General features: G+C 67.1%; 18 protein-coding genes and 1 pseudogene. 10 read left to right on the top strand and 9 right to left on the bottom strand.

All coding sequences use genetic code 11. From position 1 onward, the window contains the following. The 3 genes from ACV7NQ_RS33610 to ACV7NQ_RS33600 all read left to right on the top strand — a co-directional run bounded on the left by ACV7NQ_RS33610 (position 1) and on the right by ACV7NQ_RS33600 (position 4,182). Entirely contained in the window at positions 1 to 1,332 is a 1,332-nt protein-coding gene (locus ACV7NQ_RS33610) for a GNAT family N-acetyltransferase (protein ID WP_463363234.1), read from the top strand. Positions 1,333 to 1,520: 188 nt separating this feature from the next. Beyond that, positions 1,521 to 2,888, top strand: a complete 1,368-nt coding sequence (locus ACV7NQ_RS33605) for a glutamate-1-semialdehyde 2,1-aminomutase (RefSeq protein ID WP_463363233.1) — start codon at positions 1,521 to 1,523, stop codon at positions 2,886 to 2,888. A gap of 175 nt (positions 2,889 to 3,063) precedes the next feature. After that, complete coding sequence (locus ACV7NQ_RS33600; RefSeq protein WP_463363232.1) at positions 3,064 to 4,182, top strand: glycosyltransferase; 1,119 nt, start codon at positions 3,064 to 3,066, stop codon at positions 4,180 to 4,182. Between the two features lie 131 nt (positions 4,183 to 4,313). On the opposite strand, the gene ACV7NQ_RS33595 is transcribed toward ACV7NQ_RS33600, so the two are convergent. After that, positions 4,314 to 4,721 (bottom strand): hypothetical protein, encoded by a 408-nt coding sequence (locus ACV7NQ_RS33595; RefSeq protein ID WP_463363231.1) that lies wholly within the window; start codon positions 4,719 to 4,721, stop codon positions 4,314 to 4,316. Further along, positions 4,718 to 5,065 (bottom strand): ribbon-helix-helix domain-containing protein, encoded by a 348-nt coding sequence (locus tag ACV7NQ_RS33590; protein WP_463363230.1) that lies wholly within the window; start codon positions 5,063 to 5,065, stop codon positions 4,718 to 4,720. The genes ACV7NQ_RS33595 and ACV7NQ_RS33590 overlap by 4 nt, the downstream gene beginning before the upstream one ends. Here ACV7NQ_RS33590 and ACV7NQ_RS33585 point away from each other — a divergent pair. Further along, positions 5,064 to 6,809, top strand: a complete 1,746-nt coding sequence (locus ACV7NQ_RS33585) for a bifunctional metallophosphatase/5'-nucleotidase (protein ID WP_463363229.1) — start codon at positions 5,064 to 5,066, stop codon at positions 6,807 to 6,809. The two genes, ACV7NQ_RS33590 and ACV7NQ_RS33585, sit on opposite strands and share 2 nt — an antisense overlap. Positions 6,810 to 6,869: 60 nt before the next feature. Here the strand turns inward: ACV7NQ_RS33585 and ACV7NQ_RS33580 are convergent, their stop codons facing one another. Continuing rightward, complete coding sequence (locus ACV7NQ_RS33580) at positions 6,870 to 7,532, bottom strand: cutinase family protein (protein ID WP_463363228.1); 663 nt, start codon at positions 7,530 to 7,532, stop codon at positions 6,870 to 6,872. 163 nt (positions 7,533 to 7,695) lie between these two features. After that, complete coding sequence (locus ACV7NQ_RS33575) at positions 7,696 to 8,709, bottom strand: zinc-binding alcohol dehydrogenase family protein (protein ID WP_463365912.1); 1,014 nt, start codon at positions 8,707 to 8,709, stop codon at positions 7,696 to 7,698. A gap of 217 nt (positions 8,710 to 8,926) precedes the next feature. Here ACV7NQ_RS33575 and ACV7NQ_RS33570 point away from each other — a divergent pair, with 217 nt between their 5' ends. Next, on the top strand, positions 8,927 to 9,580 hold the full coding sequence (locus tag ACV7NQ_RS33570) for a TetR/AcrR family transcriptional regulator (protein WP_463363227.1): 654 nt from the start codon (positions 8,927 to 8,929) through the stop codon (positions 9,578 to 9,580). After that, positions 9,577 to 11,268 carry an FAD-binding dehydrogenase gene (locus ACV7NQ_RS33565; RefSeq protein ID WP_463363226.1) on the top strand — a complete coding sequence of 564 codons (1,692 nt, stop codon included), beginning with the start codon at positions 9,577 to 9,579 and terminating at the stop codon, positions 11,266 to 11,268. The genes ACV7NQ_RS33570 and ACV7NQ_RS33565 overlap by 4 nt, the downstream gene beginning before the upstream one ends. A gap of 19 nt (positions 11,269 to 11,287) precedes the next feature. Here ACV7NQ_RS33565 and ACV7NQ_RS33560 read toward each other — a convergent pair whose 3' ends face one another. Next, positions 11,288 to 12,019 (bottom strand): expansin EXLX1 family cellulose-binding protein, encoded by a 732-nt coding sequence (locus tag ACV7NQ_RS33560; protein ID WP_463363225.1) that lies wholly within the window; start codon positions 12,017 to 12,019, stop codon positions 11,288 to 11,290. Positions 12,020 to 12,486: 467 nt separating this feature from the next. Between ACV7NQ_RS33560 and ACV7NQ_RS33555 the strand changes: the two are divergent. Next, positions 12,487 to 12,680 (top strand): annotated as a pseudogene (locus ACV7NQ_RS33555) (acyl-CoA dehydrogenase family protein); the annotation flags it as partial. 55 nt (positions 12,681 to 12,735) lie between these two features. Here ACV7NQ_RS33555 and ACV7NQ_RS33550 read toward each other — a convergent pair. Next, on the bottom strand, positions 12,736 to 13,578 hold the full coding sequence (locus ACV7NQ_RS33550) for an IclR family transcriptional regulator (protein ID WP_463363224.1): 843 nt from the start codon (positions 13,576 to 13,578) through the stop codon (positions 12,736 to 12,738). Positions 13,579 to 13,860: 282 nt separating this feature from the next. Continuing rightward, complete coding sequence (locus ACV7NQ_RS33545) at positions 13,861 to 14,022, bottom strand: three-helix bundle dimerization domain-containing protein (protein WP_463363223.1); 162 nt, start codon at positions 14,020 to 14,022, stop codon at positions 13,861 to 13,863. A gap of 131 nt (positions 14,023 to 14,153) precedes the next feature. Between ACV7NQ_RS33545 and ACV7NQ_RS33540 the strand changes: the two genes are divergently transcribed. From ACV7NQ_RS33540 to ACV7NQ_RS33530, 3 genes are all read left to right on the top strand, one after another. Beyond that, on the top strand, positions 14,154 to 14,495 hold the full coding sequence (locus ACV7NQ_RS33540) for a hypothetical protein (protein ID WP_463363222.1): 342 nt from the start codon (positions 14,154 to 14,156) through the stop codon (positions 14,493 to 14,495). A gap of 82 nt (positions 14,496 to 14,577) precedes the next feature. Then, a complete protein-coding gene (locus ACV7NQ_RS33535) occupies positions 14,578 to 15,060 on the top strand; it encodes a nuclear transport factor 2 family protein (protein WP_463363221.1) in 483 nt (160 codons plus the stop codon). Positions 15,061 to 15,182: 122 nt separating this feature from the next. Continuing rightward, positions 15,183 to 16,232 (top strand): aminotransferase class V-fold PLP-dependent enzyme, encoded by a 1,050-nt coding sequence (locus tag ACV7NQ_RS33530; protein ID WP_463363220.1) that lies wholly within the window; start codon positions 15,183 to 15,185, stop codon positions 16,230 to 16,232. 188 nt (positions 16,233 to 16,420) lie between these two features. On the opposite strand, the gene ACV7NQ_RS33525 is transcribed toward ACV7NQ_RS33530, so the two are convergent. Beyond that, a complete protein-coding gene (locus ACV7NQ_RS33525) occupies positions 16,421 to 17,503 on the bottom strand; it encodes an NAD(P)H-dependent amine dehydrogenase family protein (protein WP_463363219.1) in 1,083 nt (360 codons plus the stop codon). 1 nt (position 17,504) lies between these two features. Then, complete coding sequence (locus ACV7NQ_RS33520) at positions 17,505 to 18,296, bottom strand: SDR family oxidoreductase (protein WP_463363218.1); 792 nt, start codon at positions 18,294 to 18,296, stop codon at positions 17,505 to 17,507. Between the last annotated feature and the right edge of the window lie 87 nt (positions 18,297 to 18,383).

Below are 18,383 nucleotides of genomic sequence, written 5' to 3'. Positions count from 1 at the left end.
GTGCCCAACCGCCCGCATTCGTTGTCCGGCATCCAGCTCGGCCCGGCCACCCTGCACGGCGCCATCGTCGTGCTGCGCCCGCCCCGGATCGCCGACTACGCGCAGTGGCGGCGGATCCGGTTGCGCGACCAGCACGCTATCGAGCCGTTCTGGTCCAGCTCACCGCTGGACTGGGCGTCGCGCCATTCCGGAAAGCTATGGGTCCGTGAATGTCTCGCGGTCGGCGCGGAGGCACGTTCGGGGCGGCGACTGTCGATGGTCATCGAGGTCGACGGGCGCTTCGCCGGTCAGATCGACCTGGTGTCGATCGAACCCGACACCGGCAGCGCGGAAATGGGGCTCTGGGTGGATGCCGCCGTGGCGCGGCACGGCCTCGGCGGGCTCGCGGCGTCACTGATTCTGGATTTCGGTTTCGGACCGGCCGCGCTGCAGCGCATCACCGCCCCGATCTCCCCGGCGAACCTGGCCACCGCGCAGGGCGCCGCGCTGATGGGCTTCCAGCGGGAGGCGATGATGACGCGGTACTTCGATGTCGGAGGTGCGCGCCGCGATCACGAATTGTGGGCGATCACGCGGGCATCGGTACCGCCCGAGGGTTTCACCGGGCAGTGGATCGAGCGCCACGACGCGAAGCATCCGTCCTCGGCGGCACCGGCGACGAGGGTGTCCGGCGACGTGGCACTGCCACTGACCACCGTGCTGGTAGCGACTGCCAGGTATTACGCCGGCCGGACGCTGCACATGTTCGATCCGCTGCACACACCGCAGCAGGTCCGGCTGACCGACCCCGATCGACCGGCGGTCCTCGTCCGTAGCCGCAGGCTGTCGGACTGGGCCCCGTGGCGCGGGGCGCGACTGCGCGCTCGCGACGAACTCGACCCGCATCCCGACGGACCAGGGGCGGCCTGGGCCGCGCGACACACCCGACCCCGCTGGTTGCGCGAATTCCTCCGGGCCCGAACAGGTTTGCACTCCGCCGCAGGGCTGGTGCTGGCCATCGAGATCGACGGCGAGTACCGCGGCGAATGCCGCCTCTTCGATCTCGACATGTTCGACCGCAACGCCAGGATGTTCGTGTGGACCGACGCCACCTGCACCGAGCAGACCCGCATGGCGGCGACCCAACTCCTGCTCGACTACGCGTTCGGCACACTCGGCCTGTGCCGAATCGCCACCGCCATCGAACCCGACGATGTCGGCTCGGCCGCGATCGCCGCGCGCGTCGGAATGATCAGGGAAGGCCGGATGCGCTACTTCGTCGGCGCCACTGGACGCCGCGCCGACCACGACCTTTGGGCGGTTACCACACCGGGACCCACCGGCGATGGGTGACGGGCCAGTACGGACGGACTGGTCATCCGGTACCGGCGCCGCGTCACCAGCACGGGTCAATGGTCGTGGACTCGCACGGACAAGTCGCCCGACCTGACGTACAGTGATGCGGAGAATCCCTCGCGCGCAAACAGATTCGTGCCGACGGCGTTCTGTGCGCGTGCTTCCCGACACCTCAGGAGCCGCTCATGGACCATGTCTCGGGTGACATCCCGTCGGCCCATCGCCGACGCTTCACGCGCAGCAACGAACTCCAGTCCCGGCTACATGATCTGGTGCCCGGCGGGGCGCACACTTATGCGCGCGGCGCCGATCAGTATCCGGAGTTCATGGCACCGATCCTGACGCGTGGCAACGGCGCCCGCGTGTGGGACGCCGATGGCAACTGGTATGTCGAATACGGTATGGGGCTGCGTTCGGTCACCCTCGGGCACGGGTTCGTGCCGGTACTCGACGCGGTGACCGCGGCCATCACCGACGGCGTCAGCTTCAGCCGCCCCACCGAGCTGGAACTGCTTGCCGCACAGGACTTTCTGACGTTGGTTCCGGGCGCCGACATGGTGAAGTTCGCCAAGAACGGCTCCGACGCCACCACCGCCGCCGTTCGGCTGGCCCGAGCCGCCACCGGGCGCGCCGTCATCGCCGTCTGCGATCAACCGTTCTTCTCGGTCGACGACTGGTTCATCGGCACCACCCCGATGGACAGCGGCATCCCCGCCGACGCCGCCGCGGGCACCACGAAATTCCGCTACAACGACCTGCCCAGCCTGGCGGCGGTGCTCGACACCGGCGCGGTCGCCGCCGTCGTCATGGAGGCGGCCACCGCGCTCGCCGAGCCGGAACCCGGTTTCCTGCAGGGGGTTCGCGATTTGTGCGACCGCTACGGCGCCCTGCTCATCTTCGATGAAATGATCACCGGCTTCCGCTGGTCGGCCGGTGGCGCACAAGCGGTGTACGGGGTGCGGCCCGATCTGTCCTGCTGGGGCAAGGCCATGGGCAACGGCTTCCCCATCTCCGCGCTGGCGGGTAAGCGCGAATTCATGGAACTCGGCGGCCTGCGCACCGAGCGCGACCGGGTGTTCCTGCTGTCCACCACGCACGGCCCGGAATCGGGCTCGCTGGCGGCATTCCGCGCGGTCGCCGCCGAGTACACCACCGGCGACCCCATCGCCCGCATGGAAGACGCGGGCCGGATGCTCGCCGACGGCGTCAACACGATCGCCGCCGAACTCGGGATCGCCGACCACCTCCAAGTCCTCGGCCGCCCCTCCTGCCTCATTTTCACCACCCGCGACCCCGAAGGCCAACCCTCCCAGGAATTCCGCACCCTCTTCCTCCAAGAGCTCCTCGAACGCGGCGTGCTGGGCCAATCGTTCGTCACCTCGGCCGCCCACACCGAACCCGATATCGCCCACACCATCGCCGCCTGCCGCGAGGCAGCGGCGTTGTATCGCAAGGCCATCGAGCAGGGCGGCGTCGACGGGCTGCTTGTCGGCAGACCTGTCGCTCCCGCGCTGCGCAAGCGCGCGGCGCCCCGCCGAGTCGACTCGGCATGAGCCGCGACCACGAGATCACCGTCGATCGGTCACCGCCACACCGCTCGAACCCGCGGCGTATCGCCGCACGGACAGGAGACCGAATGGACCCTCATCGCAACGACAATGGTTGCTGCCCACCACTATTCGCACGCTCCGAGCGCGTGCCCGGCTTCGACGCCCACCAGGTGAAGCGATGAGCGAGCCACGAGTAGCGATCGTGCACGAGCGGTTCACCGAGTTCGGCGGCTCCGAGGCGGTGGTCGGTGAGTTCGTCGAAACATGGCCGGACGCAGCGGTATTCGCCCCGATCGTCGACCCCGAGGGTGTTCGGCCGCCGCTGCGGACGGTCCACGACACCTGGCTGAGCCGCGCCCACGCCGCCACCGGCCGACGCTCGCACGCCCCGCTACTCCCGTTCGCCCCCCGAGCCTTCCGCCACCTGCCCTTGCGCGGCCGGTACGACGCCGTCCTGATCAGCCACCACGCCTTCGCGACCCAGGCCGTATTCGCCACGGACGCACCGACCATCGTCTATGTCCACAGTCCGGCTCGCTGGGCCTGGGATGCCGAATTCCGGGCCAAGGAGGCAGGCGGGCGCGCAGGCCGATTAGCGCTCACCGCGTTGGGCCATGTCGCCCGTCGCGCCGAACTCCGCGCCGCGTCGCGCCTGACCCACGTCATCGCCAACTCGCACGCGGTCGCCGAACGCATCCATGATTGGTGGGGCCTACCGTCCACCGTCATCAACCCACCCGTACAGGTCGAACAATTCACCACCGACCCCGCGATCCCTCGCGAGGACTTCTTCCTCTTCGCCGGCCGCCTGGTCCCCTACAAGCGCCCCGACCTCGCCATTCTCGCCGCCCAACGCGCGGGCGTCCGCCTGGTCGTCCTCGGTGACGGCCGCTTCCGTTCCCACCTCGACACCCTCGCGGGCCCCGAAACCACCTTCCTCGGCGCCACCTCCTTCGACGTCCTGCTGGACACCTACCGCCGCAGCCGCGCCCTCCTGATGCCCGGCATCGAGGACTTCGGCATCGTCCCCGTCGAGGCAATGGCATGCGGCACACCGGTTCTCGCGGTCGCCAAGGGCGGCGCGCTCGACACCATTCGCCCCGGCGTCACCGGCGAATACATCGACCACGGCACCGACGAACAGATCATCGAAGCCTTCGCCACGGCCATGCGCCACTTCACCCCCGCCACCTACCACCCGGAAACCCTGCGCGCGCACGCAATGACCTTCTCCCCCAACGCCTTCCGTACCAACATCGCCGAAACGCTCGCCGCCACCCTCACCAACGCGCACTGACCCGCCGCTGTCGAGTGGCGGACCCGCCCGGACGCCACCCTCGCCGCGGTTGCCGCGGCTCTCCCCGAAATCCACGCCATGTAGAACTGCGCGGCTCGGCGGCCATCGGACACGGTCGACGGCCGTCGAGCCTAGGGAATGGTGTCGGTTTGGACGTCGGGGTTCAGTCGGAGCAGCACCGCCGCACGGTCGGTCAATACGTACCAATTCCGGGACAGCGCTTCCTGCACGGCGTGCGCGGCCGACAGCAGCGCGACGGCGTCCGAACGACCGATCAGCAGGGCGCCCACCTCCGCGGCGACGCCGCGATCCAGTGCGGGTACCACGGTGTGCGGCATGCCGAGCAACGCCGCCAGGACGTCGAGTTGACTGCCGGGTACCAGTGCTCGCGCCGCGGTCAATACGGCGGCGGGCACGACGATGGTGTTACCGGATCCCGCGGTGGCCCAAGCGATCGCGTGCGGATATGGATCGAGACGGCACCAGCCGAGAACGGCGCCGAGGTCGAGCACGACCCCGGTCAGACTGCTCGGGTTCACGCAGCGCCAGCCGAATACTCGTCCTCGGTGAGGGGCGCCAAGCCTAATAATTCGCGTCCTCGATTGACCATCTCGAGTGGCGGTCTGCCGCCATAGACGCGTTCGATGGTGGCGACGGACTGGGTGCGGTCAATCCGCTGCCGGATCGATTCGGAGACGAACTGGGAGACGGATTCGATCTTGCCGCCCGCGCGCCATTTGTCGAGGGTCACCGCGATTTCCTCCGGCACGGTGACCGTCACTTTCCGCGTTTTGCGCCCGTTCGCCATATCCGAAGTGTACTCGGGTATGGCGGCCTCCTCGGGGGTGCGTGGACGGCCTGGGCGTGGGAAAGTCTCGTCCATGAGAGCGCACCGTCGCATCGCCACCGTCATCGCCGGATTCGTGAGCATCGCGCTGTTGGCGGGCTGCGGCACCGCGGCGGACAGGGGAAACGGACCTACCACCTCGACCGTGGGCGTGATTCCGCTGATCTCGACCGACGATCTGCGCGGCGCGAAGCCCGATGAGATACATCTATTCGGACTCAACGACCTCCATGGCAATCTGCAGCCGCCGGGTGGATCGACCGGCAAGATCGCCGGTTACGACGCGGGCGGGGCCGCGTACCTGGGGACGCATCTGGCGCGATTGAAGAAGGCATATCCGGCGAGCGCGGTGATCGCGGCGGGCGACAATATCGGGGCGAGTCCGCTGATCTCGGGACTGTTCCACGACGAGCCGACCATCACGTTCCTCAACTCCGTCGGACTGGCCGCCTCGTCGGTGGGCAATCACGAATTCGATGACGGCATTATCGAATTGGGGCGCATCCAGCAGGGCGGCTGCGCATTCGAAGGGTGCGCGCCCGGAGCGCCTTTCGCGGGGGCCAAGTTCCCGTACCTGGCCGCGAACGTCACCGATGCCGCGGGCAAACTGCCGCCGGCTTTGCGTCCGTGGACCATGCTCGAAGTCGGCGGTCATAAGGTCGGCGTCATCGGCACGGTGACCCCGGATACCGCGAATATCGTTTTCCCCGAAGGTATTCGGGGCTACCAGTTCGGTGACGAGGTGGCCACGATCAACGCGTATGCGCCCGAGATGACGGCGGCGGGCGCCGAAACCATCGTGGCGCTGCTGCACGACGGCGGCGTCCAGCAGGTGAAGCCGGACGACGCGGTCGACTACAACGGCTGCGCGAACGTCTCCCCCGAGGTCACCGCGTTCGCCACACGTACCGACCCCGCCGTGCGGACGCTGATCACCGGCCACACGCACCAACCGTACGTCTGCGCGATCGACGGCAAGGTGGTCACCCAAGCCGCCTCCTACGGCCGCCTGATCACCGACATCACGCTGAAATTCGGCGCCGGCGGCGTGCAAGCCTCAGCGGTGAATCGGGTGGTGACCCGCGAGGTCACCCCGGACCCGGCCACCGCCGACCTGGTCAACTTCTATGCCGAGCAGGCCAAGCCGCGCGCGGCCCGGGTGGTCGGCACGGCGGCGCAGACGTTGGCGCACGAATCGGCGAAGTCCGGCGAGTCACCGCTCGGCGATGTCATCGCCGACTCGATGTTGGCGGTCACCGCGGCCACGCCGCCCTCGCCCACCGCGGCCGCGCCGCCCTCGCCCACCGGGCAGGCCGCCGCGGTGGCGGCCTTCATGAACCCTGGCGGCGTCCGCGCCGATCTGAAATCCGGCGAAATCACCTACGCCGACATCTACACCGTCCAGCCTTTCGGCAACCAGGTCGTCACGGTCACCCTCACTGGCAGCCAGCTCCTGCGGCTGCTGGAACAGCAGTGGGACAACGTCAGCAAGCCGAACATCTTGTCACCGTCGGGCCTGACCTATGCCTACGTCGATGCCGCGCCCAAGGGCAAGAAGGTGGTCGCCGACAGCGTGCGCATCGGGGGCCAACCCCTCAACACGATCGCCACCTACCGCATCAGCACCAACAGCTTCCTCGCTTCGGGCGGCGACGGGTTCACCGCCTTCACCGAGGGCACCGACAAGACCGTCGGCCCCATCGATCTCGACGCCTTCGAGACGTATCTGCGGGGTAGTCAACCGCTGCAAGCGCCCGCCGCTCGCGCCGAAAAGCGCTAGCGCGCAACACCGGCGGCGGGGCCGACTCGTCGGTCCCGCCGCGCGGATTTCCCGGTGGGTCTATACCTGGCTTGCCGCGAACCAGGCAGCGGGCCACAGGGCCCAGCCGTAGTTCGAGTGCGCCGTCGGATCAATGCCGCTGCCGCACACCGGATCACCGCCCGCGCAATAGTCCGCGGTGCGCCCGACGAATTGACCGGGGACACCCCAGCCTGCCAGCCGCAGCGGATCACCGAACAACAGCACGGCCGCCACCTTCCACTGCAGATCGCCGGGGAGCACGAAGATCCCGGGCAGCGTGGTCACGATGCCGGTGCCGAGCACACCGTGCACGACGGCCGCGCCCTGCGAGTAGCCGACCAGGATGAACCACTGATCCGGGCACATCGCGGACTGCTGGATGACGTGGTTGGTCATATCCTGGGTGCCGACACTGAGCGAGGCCGGATCGAGTAGGTCCGCCGGGTAGTTCACCCGATAGGCGCCAGCGCTCACCGGAAGTGCTTGCAGCAGTGTGCCATACAGCGGATCGCCGATGACCGAGCCGAGGTACCCGGGTTCCTGGGTACCTCTGGCGACGACCACATCGACCGCCGCACAGCCGCCCGCCTGTGCCCGCAATCCGAGATTCGTCGTCACCGTGACTCCGACCGCGAGCAATAGCACAGCGAATGCGCGCGCCACACGCCACTTTTCGAACAGGGATACCTTCCGGTTGACCATCGTGATCACCTCTCACGCCGTTGTGAGAAGCCGAGGTTCTGACGATTGTCAGTGACAATTACTCGGCTATATACACGATGGTAAGAACGGTGGCAGGTGCTGTCGACCAACCGGACTCGAACGATACCGAGTTACCGCGCAATCGTGTCCTGGGCGGTCTCGCTCAAGAGACGAGAACCGCTGCGCCAGTGAAACGTCCGTGAGCGAGATCCGCGAGCGCGCGATCCGCCGTATCCAGGGAGTACCCGCGGATAGTCAGATGTATGCGGTGTTTTCCCGCCAGACTAAGGAATTCGCGCGCGTCGGCGCGGGTGTTGGCGGTCACCGAGCGAATTTCCCGCTCCTGGAACAGATGCCGCTGATAGTTCAGCACCGGGATATCGCTGAGGTGGATGCCCGCGATGGCGAGCACGCCCCCTCGATCCAGCGCTTCCAGCGCGGGCAGCACCAGATCGCCGACCGGTGCGAAGAGAATCGCCGAATCCAGTTGGACCGGAGGACGATCCACCGCGCCCTGTACCGATGCGGCGCCGAGATCCCGCGCCAGCTCGCGCGCGGCCGGATCCCTGGTCATCACATGCACCTCCGCGCCGCGCGCCAGGGCGACCTGGGCGGCGATATGCGCGCTGCCGCCGAAACCGTAGATCCCCAGCCGACCGCCCCGCGGCAGCGCTGCCCGCTGTAGCGCGCGGTACCCGATAATGCCGGCGCACAGCAGCGGCGCGGTCTCGACATCGGAGTAGCCGGTGGGCAGCCGCAGCGCATAAGCCGCTGGGACAGTGGCGAACTGGGCGTATCCCCCATCTGCATCCCAGCCCGTGTACTCCGACTGCGGGCACAGATTCTCATCGCCGCGCAGGCAGTATCGGCACACCCCGCAGGTGTGTCGCAGCCACGCGATTCCCACCCGATCGCCGACCGCCAACCGATCTGCGCCATCCTGGCGAATGTCGGGACCCAACGCCACCACCTCGCCGACGATTTCGTGCCCTGGCACCACGCCCGGCCGATGGACCGGCAGGTCGCCCTCGGCCACATGCAGATCGGTCCGGCAGATGCCACACGCCAGCACCCGCACCAACAGTTCATCCGCGAGGGGCTCCGGCACGGGTTTGTGAACTCGGTCCAACGGCCCACCATCGATCGGCCCCGGCCGCCGCACGCGCCACCCGATCATCGATGCCGCACCTGAAACCGCGCTCATACCGATCACTCCTCGCCGCTCAGCAGGAAAGGTCGCATCGGTGCCGGCGGTCGCCGAGATGACGGCCTGGGCTCAACCCTACCTACTCGGTTTCCGGATGCCACGACACTCACGTTTGATACATTTCTGTATTGAATACACCGATTTATCCGATGGGTCGGATTCCCGGTCCGCCCCGAGGAGGTTCGCCTTGGCGTCGTCCACCGCTGCGGCGGCTCCGGCCAAACGGGTGACCCGCAGACGCACCGAGACCCGAAACCGACTGCTCACGGCCGCCTACGAGGTGTTCGCAGAGGAGGGCTTCGGCCGTTCCACCGTGGAGCGCGTGTGTGATCGCGCGGGGTTCACACGCGGCGCGTTCTACTCCAACTTCACCTCGCTGGACGAGTTGTTCCTCGCGATGTGGGAGCACCGGTCGGCGGCCATGCTCGCCGACGCCCGCGCCACCCTCGACGAGTTCTCGGTCGCGGGCGTGACCGATCTCCGCACTGCGGTCGAGCGCCTGGATCGCGCGGTGCCGATCGACGAGGCATGGTATCGCATCACCGCCGAGTTCACCACGCACGCGCTGCGCACCCCGGCGCTGCGTCAGGTGATGGCCGCCCGCGAGGAGGCGATTGTGGCTGCGCTGATGCCGACCATCGTCGCCGCACTGGCCCGCGTCGGTCGCACCGTCCCCGATTCCGTCGCGCTCGGACAGGCGCTGGTCGCCGTGCACGACGGCACCACCGTGCAGGTCCTGATGGAACCTCGCAGCCGCCGGGTGCGCCGCCGGCGCACCGACCTGTTGTGCCACGTCGTGCTGGCCTACAGCACCGCTAACGAATCCACCACCGAAGGATGATCATGTCCAACTGCAGTCCCGAATTCGCGCAACAGGCAGACGTCATCGTTGTCGGCGCAGGTCTGGCCGGGCTCGTGGCGACCCACGAACTGGTCAAGGCAGGTCGCAAGGTGCATGTGCTCGACCAGGAGAACCGCAATAACCTCGGCGGACAGGCATTCTGGTCGTTGGGCGGGCTGTTCTTCGTCGACAGCCCCGAGCAGCGGCACCTCGGCATCAAGGACTCCTACGAGCTGGCGCTGCAGGACTGGCTCGGCTCGGCGGGCTTCGACCGCGACACCGAGGATCACTGGGCCCGCCAGTGGGCGCAGGCATATGTACGGTTTGCCACCACCGAGAAGCGGGATTACCTGCACGACTTGGGTTTACGCGTGACCCCCCTCGTCGGCTGGGCCGAACGCGGCGGCGCCTTCGCCGACGGTCACGGTAACTCGGTGCCGCGCTTCCACCTGACCTGGGGCACCGGCCCGGAGGTGGTGCGTGTCTTCGCCGAGCCGGTGCTTGACGGCGAGCGGCGCGGTCTGGCGGGCTTCAGCTTCCGCCACCAGGTGGACGAGCTCATCGTCGAGGACGGCACGGTGGTCGGCGTGCGCGGCAGCGTGCTCGAAGATTCCGACCTCGAACGCGGCAAAGCCTCCTCCCGAACCGTTGTGCGCGACTTCGAATTCCGCGCCAAGGCCGTGATCGTGACCTCCGGCGGCATCGGCCACAACCACGAACTGATCCGCCGCAACTGGCCCACCGACCGGCTCGGCCCGTGTCCGGAAACCCTCATCTCCGGCGTGCCCGCGCACGTGGACGGGCGGATGCTCGGCATCACCGAATCCGCGGGCGGCGCCATCGTCAATCGCGACCGCATGTGGCACTACACCGAAGGCATCATCAACTGGGATCCGATCTGGCCGGACCACGCGATCCGGATCATCCCGGGCCCGTCGTCGCTGTGGTTCGACGCCAATGGAAAGCGTTTGCCCGCACCGTGTTTCCCCGGTTTCGACACCAATTCGACCATGAAGGAAATCCTGGCCAGCGGTTACGACTACTCATGGTTCGTGCTCACCCAGTCCATCATCGAGAAGGAGTTCGCGCTGTCGGGCTCCGAACAGAACCCGGACATCACCGGCAAGGATCTCAAGCTCACCCTCAAGAGCCGGGTAGCCAAGGGCGCGCCGGGACCGGTCGAGGCGTTCAAGCAGCACGGCGTCGATTTCGTGGTCGCAAACAATCTGCGCGAGTTGGTCGACGGCATGAACAAGATCGCCCGCGGCCCGCAGCTGGACTACGACGCTCTGGAACGTCAGATCATCGCCCGCGACCGTGACGTCACCAACAAGTACTCCAAGGACGCCCAGTTGATGGCAATCACCAACGCGCGCCAATACTTCGGTGACAAGGCAGGCCGGGTCGCCAAACCGCACCGCATCCTCGACCCCGCGCACGGTCCGTTGATCGCGGTGCGGCTCAACATCCTCACCCGCAAAACCCTCGGCGGCCTACAGACCAACCTCGACTCACAGGTAATGCGCGCAGACAGCACTCCGCTGCCCGGCCTGTACGCCGCGGGCGAGGTGGCCGGGTTCGGCGGTGGCGGCGTGCACGGCTACAACGCGCTGGAGGGCACCTTCCTCGGCGGCTGCATCTTCTCCGGCCGGGCCGCGGGTCGCGCGTTGGCGACGAAACTCGCCTGACCGAACCGGTTGCGCGCGGTCACAATTTGCAGCCCGAGACCTGCCCCTCGGTCTGCCGGGGCTGGGTGGGCGCCGGCGGCGCCGGCGCGGTTGTCAGCGCTTCGACCATTGTCGAACCACCAGCCTGCTCAACGGTATACAGCCGCGAACCGGTGAACCGCTGGCCCGGTGCCAACGAGATCCCCGAGACCTCCACTTGATGTCCAAGAACGTCGGTCACCCTAGCGGCGAACGGTCCCTGTCCCGCACCGGTCAGCGTCCAGTAATTGTCCATCCCGCGGTTGAGCTCCTGCCACCTCCCGCCGGTCGCGTGCCGAATCGCCACCCGCTGGATGGGATTTCCCGAACCGGTCACCAGCATGGCGAACCAGTCCGCGGAGGCATCGGGCTTGATCTCGTAGGACAGCTCGGGCGGCGGATTCGGGTCGCGGACCACGGTGTAACGCACTTGCGCCACACCATCGGAGCGGTCGGCGATCTGCTCGAAGGCGGCGGTGCTCAAATCCAGTTGGCCCGGACCACATCCCGGGCACCGATCGGCAATGAGCACCCGCACGTCACCGCGCGGTCCGTACACGTCGAGATAGGCGCCACACAGGTCGGCGTGGCCGTATTCCTCGGTCGAGACGCCCCCGTAGAAGCCGTCGAGGGACAGTCCGGGAATGGAGCACGACACTTCCGGACCGAACGCGTAGAACCGCGCCTCGCCGGGCTTAGCCGGAACGGACGCGTCGACCGTGTGTCTGTTCACGATGCCGGAACTACGGGCAGGCAATGGCAGTCGTGACGACGTGCCGCTGTCGGCAACCGTGTGTGTGGCATCGCACGACGCCGGATCGGGCCGCGTCACCCAGACCACCACTCCGACCACGGCTATCAACGCACCCGGAGTCGACCACAGCCAACCCGAGCGAAAGTGTCGCTGCTTGATCGGTATTCGGTGCACCGCTGTCCCCAGCTTCCGGCTCACCCAACTCGCGGACTGTCCTTCCTGACCGTTCCAGGAAAGCAGTTGAAACGGCAACGCATGCCTCGAACGAAAATCTTCGTGGTGAAACACTCACTGTTCGGCAATCTCGCCGCAAATAGCCAGCATTCAACTGGACAGCACGGACGAGGGACGGAAAAGATCCGGAGCGTCACCGTTTACGAAGTGACCCTGAGGCGAACATGCGCTCCATCACGAACTGGGACATCTGCTGCTGGAAACCGTGACCGATCTCGCCGGGAGCTCGGCGTGATCGATATAGCAGCGAACATCAGGAATTCCGGGCCGTGGTTCGACGGTATGTCGAGCAGAAGATCTATCCACATGTGGACGAGTGGGAGCGGGCCGAGATGATGCCCTGCACGAGATCTTCGCGGATATGGCGAAACTCGGGATGTGGGTTGTCGGGCTCGCCCAGTGGCCCACCATCGAAAGCGCTACTCGATGTTTGCCGCAGCCATTTACCACTCACCGGTTGCTCAACGCCAACGGGCGTGGCGGGGGAAGAGGGCGCGGCCAGCTTCGTTGGCGACTTCGACGAGGACTCGGGCCAGCCGGGCGGTGTCCAACGATATTCGGTCGCCGCCGATTTGGCCGGAGAGGGACAGGGCGCCGACGGCGGCGCCGCGGCCGCGGATGGGGACCGCGACGCAGGCGATGCCGGTGACGGATTCTTCGTTGTCGACGGCGACGCCCTGGCGGTGGCGGATGCGGGTCAGCTCGCGGTGCAGTTCCGCTATGTCGCTGATGGTTCGGGGGGTCAGCTTGGTTAGCCGCTCCCGGAAGGACGCTTCGACGATGCTCGGCTCCAGGGTGGCAAGCAGCGCCTTGCCGAGGCCGGTGCTGTGCGCCGGCATCCGGCCGCCGAGGCGGGTCGGGATGTTCGCGGTGAAGCGCCCACCCGCCTTGTCCAGATAGAGCACCTCACGGCCGTCGAGCACACCGAGGTGCCCGACCATGCCGGTGCGCTGACACAGATCGTGTAGCAGCGGGCTCACCGCATCGCGAATCTCGTTGTGGTCGGCGGCAAGTCCGCCCAGTTCGAACGGGCGCACGCCGAGGCGGTAGCCGCCGGGGGCGTGCGCCAGCCAGCGCAGCCGGATCATCTGATCCAGGATGCGGTGCACGGTCGAGCGGGGCAGCCCGGTGCGTTCGGCCAGGCCGAGCAGTGTCAGGACCGGCGTCGAACCGTCGAAAGCGTCTAGGATCAGCGTCATTCGCTCGATCATGGTTACCGGTGGTTGATTAGTCCTGGCTGCCGCGGGATCCGCTCCCGTCCCCAGCTCCTCGAACTCGGGGTGAGTCATCACCTCGGACGTCATGGCCCACCTCCTTGTGTAGCTCATACAGCTTAGAAGTGTGGAATCCGTTAACGACAGCCGCCTGCGATCACCACGCTGACGGTGGCGGACGCGCGCAACGTCGAGGCGGCACCGAGGGCGTGCCGGTGGACGAATCCACCTACACAGCAGAAGAAATGGCGGCCTAGAGTTGCTGGGGCCACGAGTGGTCCGGCGGCGCCTGACCGCCTGACCGCATTCAGATCCTGGTTCGACCGGATCTGTGCACGACCGGGGCGTGCGGGGTCGCGGGAACTTCCTCGGTCATCGCGTGCAGCCATTCGCGGGGTGTAGCGCTCGGCCAGCCAGCAGCGGCAGGAAGTTGTCGACGGTCGCGTGGTCTGCCACGTGGTCGTAAGCGGAATGCAGGCACTGGTCGATGATGTCGTCACCGACGCCGTCGAATTCGCGCGCGTTCGCGCGCACGCGACGCCGAATGCAGCGGGCTCGTGACAGAGCTTTGAGACGTTCATCAAATTGCCTGCCCCGACATTACGCGCTACCCTTGCGGCATATATCAACAGCCTTAGTGAGGGTTTTAAATGACCAGCTCCGGGATGACCAACACGGACGGAAACCTCCTCTGGGTCGCGCCGGATGCGTGCACCCTGCCCACCGCGGAGCAGCCGCTACGGGTGGCCGAGTTCGCCGACCTCTTCGCTACGGCACTGCGCCGTAGCGAGCGCATGTCGCCGACCCGACTGCGACTCGAGTTGGCCACGGCACACGAAACCACCGCACGCGAACTGACCGCACGCGAGATCGTCTGCTGCTCGTTTTTCACCTTCACTTTCACGCCGGCGGGCTCGGATTCTGTGCACCTCGATATCGACGTCCCCGTCGCACGGGTCGCAGTACTCGACGGACTGGCCACCCAGGCATCGGCCGCGCGACCGTGATCGGCCGACACGCTACTCAACCGAATCCGCCAAAGTAGAACAGGTTATTGTTTCCCTACCTTCCACGTGCCACGCTGGATCAATGGATCTCGCCGCCATCGAAGCCATTCGCCAGCTCAAGTACCGCTACTTCCGGACGCTGGATCTCAAACGCTGGGACGAGTTCGCCGACACGCTCGCCGTCGATGCCGCGGGCCGCTACGGCACCCACGCCCTCGGCGAACCGCTCATCCTCGACGGCCGCGACGCCATCACCGCCTTCATGCGCGAGAACCTCGGCCCCTCGGTTGTCACCGCCCACGTGGCGAACCACCCCGAGATCACCGTCGACAGCGAAACCGCCACGGGTTCATGGGCTTTCGAGGACACGGTGATCGCCACCGAATACGGCGTCCTGATCCGCGGCGCGGGCTACTACACCGACAGCTACCGCCGCGACGCCGACGGCCAGTGGCGCATCGCCACAACGGGTTACCAGCGCATCTACGAATCGATGCAATCGCTCGCCGACACCCCCAGCTACCAACTGCTCTCCAACATGTGGGCGACACCGACTCCTCGATAGCCGCGCCCGGACCCTGAAAAAACACCACCGCCCCGACGCCGCCGCGCGCTGATCGCCAAAATCGGTCCACTACCGGACCGCTGGCGCTGGACGGGGCCGCGGTGACGGCGGATGCTGCGGATATGTCCTCCCTTGCGCCCGACGAGTTCAGCCAAGAAACCATCTACCTCAATACCGCCTCCTACGGATTGCCGTCCGCGCGGGCGCTGACCGCCGTGCACGAAGCCAACGCGCAGTGGGCCGCGGGCCGCGGCGGGCCGATGTCCCACGACAACCTGATTCCCGAGTTGCGAACCGCGTTCGCGCGGCTGCTGGAGGGTGCGACGGCCGACGACATCGCACTGGGTAGCGCTGTAGCGGGTCTGATCGGACCGGTGGCCAACGCGTTGCCACCGGGTGCCGAGGTGCTGCTCGCGGAAGGTGAATTCTCTTCCGTGTCCATGCCTTTCGTACACCGCGGCGATCTGTCGGTCCGGTTCGTACCATTGGAGCGGCTGGCCGAGGAGGTGCGGCCCGAGACCGCGTTGGTCGCGGTCAGCGTCGTGCAGTCGAAGGACGGCCGGATCACCGACCTGCCAGTGCTCCACGCGGCCGCCGAGGCGCACAACGCGCGCCTGCTGGTCGACGCCTCCCAGGCCGCCAGCTGGGTGCCGCTCCGTTTCGCGGACGCGGACTACTGGGTGTGTGCGGCCTTCAAATGGCTGATCGGCGCCCGCAGCATCGCCTTCTTCGCGGCCACACCGGAAGCGACGGCAGGCGTACGCCCGCTCGCCCCTGGCTGGTATGCCGCCGCGGACCCGTGGTCGGAGCTCTACGACCCGCGCGCCCTCCCCACCACCACTCGGCGTTTCGACGCCACACCGGACTGGCTCGGCGCGATCGCCACAACCGCCGGGCTCGAGCTGATCGAAGAGCTGACCGTGGAAAAGATCGGCGCCCATAACCTCGACCTGGCCGACCGTTTCCGAACGGGTCTCACCGAACTCGGCTACGAGCCGGTGCCCGGCCCCTCGGCGATCATCTCGGTAACCGGCGCGAGCGACGCCGCCTCCGCCCTCGAACGAGCCGACATCATCACCTCCGTCCGCGGCGGCGGCCTCCGCTTCTCCTTCCACCTCTACAACGACACCACCGACGTAGACCGCACCCTCAACGCCCTGCCCGAGCGCTAGCCCCTCATCGAGTGGTGCGTGGCCGCGGCGCATGTCGACTTCAACTCGCGATGGTGTGTCACTCCCCATCTGCTGGGTGGCGACGAGAACCCAGCGCAGCGGTCGGCTGAACCGCTGCGGCGTCAGTCGGCATTGGAGACTGCCGCCGAGTGCTTGATGACGTGCGCCAACGACGGCTGTGGCATCGGCTAGGTTGCCCTCGGCGGGTGGGCGGCCGGGGTGGTGATGAGTGGGAGATCAAGGGCGGTAAGGATTCCCGGAGGCGCCTCGACCACGGCGGGGACGGCATTGACGATGCGCATGGCGGTGGCCAGCAGCGTGCCGTGGTTGTGGTCGCCGTGTGGGCTCGAGGTGACGAGGTCCATGGCGTAGCCGGGGTCGCCGGTGATCTCGACGCGGTAGGAGCCCTCGGGGTGAGCGGGTTGCGGCCAATCCGGGCAGAGGTCGGGGCGTAGGCGGGTGACGTGCTCGAGCACGGTGACGGGCGTGTCGCCGACCATGCCGCGCACCTCGAAACGCAGTGCGGCAGCAGTACCTTCGGCAATGTGGCCGGTGACGATGTCGAAGGAATCGGGTGCCGGATTGCGCTCGTAGGTCTCGGTGACGGCATCGAGTGTCACGCCGATTCCGGCCGCGAGCTGACGCACGGTGCCGCCCCACGCGAGTGACAGCACGCCAGGCTGCAGCAGCAGCGGGATGTCGTCGAGGGGTTTGCCGAAGCCCATGATGTCGAACATGACCTCGCGATTGTCATAGCTCGCATAGTCGACGATCTCCAGGCAGCGCAGTTGTTCGATGCTCAGGCAGGTGCCCGCGAGGGCAAGTGGCAGCAGGTCGTTGGCGAAGCCAGGGTCGATACCGTTGACCCACAGCGACGAATTACCTTGGGCCGCAGCCTCCTGTACCGGTTTCAGCAGTTCGTCCGGCAGCACACCGTGGGGATATTGGAAGAACACCGGCGCACAGGCGACGACGTTGATTCCGGCGCCGAGGATTTTGCACAGGTCTTGTACCGCCTCGAATAGGCGGTTGTCGGTCATGGAGCAGTAGACGACACAGTCGGGCTTCGCGGCGAGGAGCGCGTCGGCGTCCGTCGTCGCGGTCACGCCGACCGAATGCTCCAGTCCGGCAAGGGTGCCCGCGTCGATCCCGTCCTTCTTCGGACCCGACACCCATACTCCGGCCAGCTCCAGGTCGGGGTTGGCGATGATGCCCGCCAGCGCGGGCTTGCCGACATTGCCTGTGCCCCATTGCACTACGGAATAGTTCATGTCACAGATCCGGAATCGGGAGGTCGAGGTTCGGGGAGATCAGGCCGCCGTCGGGTTCGAGCACCTTGCCGGTGACGTACTTGCCCGCGGGCGACACCAGATACAGCGCGGCGGCCGCGATGTCCTCAGGATCGCCGATGGCGTGCAGCGGTGTCTTCGATTCCAGCTCCGCGCGCACGGCGTCGTTACCCGCGACGATTTCCAGCGCCGAGGTCAGGATCGAGCCGGGCGCGATGGCATTCACCCGAATCCGGGGATTCAGGTCGAGCGCGGCCAGCCGGGTGTAGTGCGCGAGCGCCGCTTTGGCGGTGCCGTAGGCGGCGAACGCCCGGCCCGGCAGGCGGCCCATGGTCGAGGTGATATTGAGAATCGAACCGCCACCGGCGGTTTCGAGCATCCGCGGCACCGCGGCGCGGACCAGCGCATGCGCATTGGTGACATTGAAATTGAACGCCTCGACCAGCGCCTCGGGCGTGGTGTCCAGCAGCGTGCACGGCATCGCGCCGCCCACATTGTTGACCACGATGTCCAGCCGCCCGAAGTGTTCGATGGCCGTGGCGGCGAGTGCGGCCGTCTGGTCGATGTCACTCAGATCCGCGGGCACGACATGCGCCTGCCGCCCGACCGCAGCCACCTTCTCGGCCACCTCGTCCAGCTGGCTCTTGGTGCGCGCGGCGATCACCACATCGGCCCCGGCCTCCGCGAAAGCGACGGCGATCGCCGCGCCCAAACCTCGGCCCGCGCCGGTGACTATGGCCACCTGCCCGTCGATTCGGAACCGATCCAGAATCATCCCGCGCTCCATCCCGCACCATGTGTCGAATATTCGACACTACGTGTACTAATATTCGACATCGTAAGCCGTCCATCCAAGCCGAAC

This window comes from Nocardia sp. Tas62D01 (genome assembly GCF_055232035.1).
Note: the sequence above shows the minus strand (reverse complement) of the source record. Positions and strands in the feature narration are given on the sequence as shown.

What these genes read in the sequence shown, in the direction of transcription:
- ACV7NQ_RS33605 (WP_463363233.1), top strand. Translation starts at nt 1,521, where the DNA reads ATGGACCATGTCTCGGGTGACATCCCGTCGGCCCATCGCCGACGCTTC.
- ACV7NQ_RS33520 (WP_463363218.1), bottom strand. Translation starts at nt 18,296, where the DNA reads ATGATTCTGGATCGGTTCCGAATCGACGGGCAGGTGGCCATAGTCACC.
- ACV7NQ_RS33540 (WP_463363222.1), top strand. Translation starts at nt 14,154, where the DNA reads ATGACCAACACGGACGGAAACCTCCTCTGGGTCGCGCCGGATGCGTGC.
- ACV7NQ_RS33585 (WP_463363229.1), top strand. Translation starts at nt 5,064, where the DNA reads ATGAGAGCGCACCGTCGCATCGCCACCGTCATCGCCGGATTCGTGAGC.
- ACV7NQ_RS33590 (WP_463363230.1), bottom strand. Translation starts at nt 5,065, where the DNA reads ATGGACGAGACTTTCCCACGCCCAGGCCGTCCACGCACCCCCGAGGAG.
- ACV7NQ_RS33525 (WP_463363219.1), bottom strand. Translation starts at nt 17,503, where the DNA reads ATGAACTATTCCGTAGTGCAATGGGGCACAGGCAATGTCGGCAAGCCC.
- ACV7NQ_RS33565 (WP_463363226.1), top strand. Translation starts at nt 9,577, where the DNA reads ATGATCATGTCCAACTGCAGTCCCGAATTCGCGCAACAGGCAGACGTC.
- ACV7NQ_RS33600 (WP_463363232.1), top strand. Translation starts at nt 3,064, where the DNA reads ATGAGCGAGCCACGAGTAGCGATCGTGCACGAGCGGTTCACCGAGTTC.
- ACV7NQ_RS33530 (WP_463363220.1), top strand. Translation starts at nt 15,183, where the DNA reads ATGTCCTCCCTTGCGCCCGACGAGTTCAGCCAAGAAACCATCTACCTC.
- ACV7NQ_RS33535 (WP_463363221.1), top strand. Translation starts at nt 14,578, where the DNA reads ATGGATCTCGCCGCCATCGAAGCCATTCGCCAGCTCAAGTACCGCTAC.
- ACV7NQ_RS33550 (WP_463363224.1), bottom strand. Translation starts at nt 13,578, where the DNA reads ATGACGTCCGAGGTGATGACTCACCCCGAGTTCGAGGAGCTGGGGACG.
- ACV7NQ_RS33580 (WP_463363228.1), bottom strand. Translation starts at nt 7,532, where the DNA reads ATGGTCAACCGGAAGGTATCCCTGTTCGAAAAGTGGCGTGTGGCGCGC.
- ACV7NQ_RS33575 (WP_463365912.1), bottom strand. Translation starts at nt 8,709, where the DNA reads ATGATCGGGTGGCGCGTGCGGCGGCCGGGGCCGATCGATGGTGGGCCG.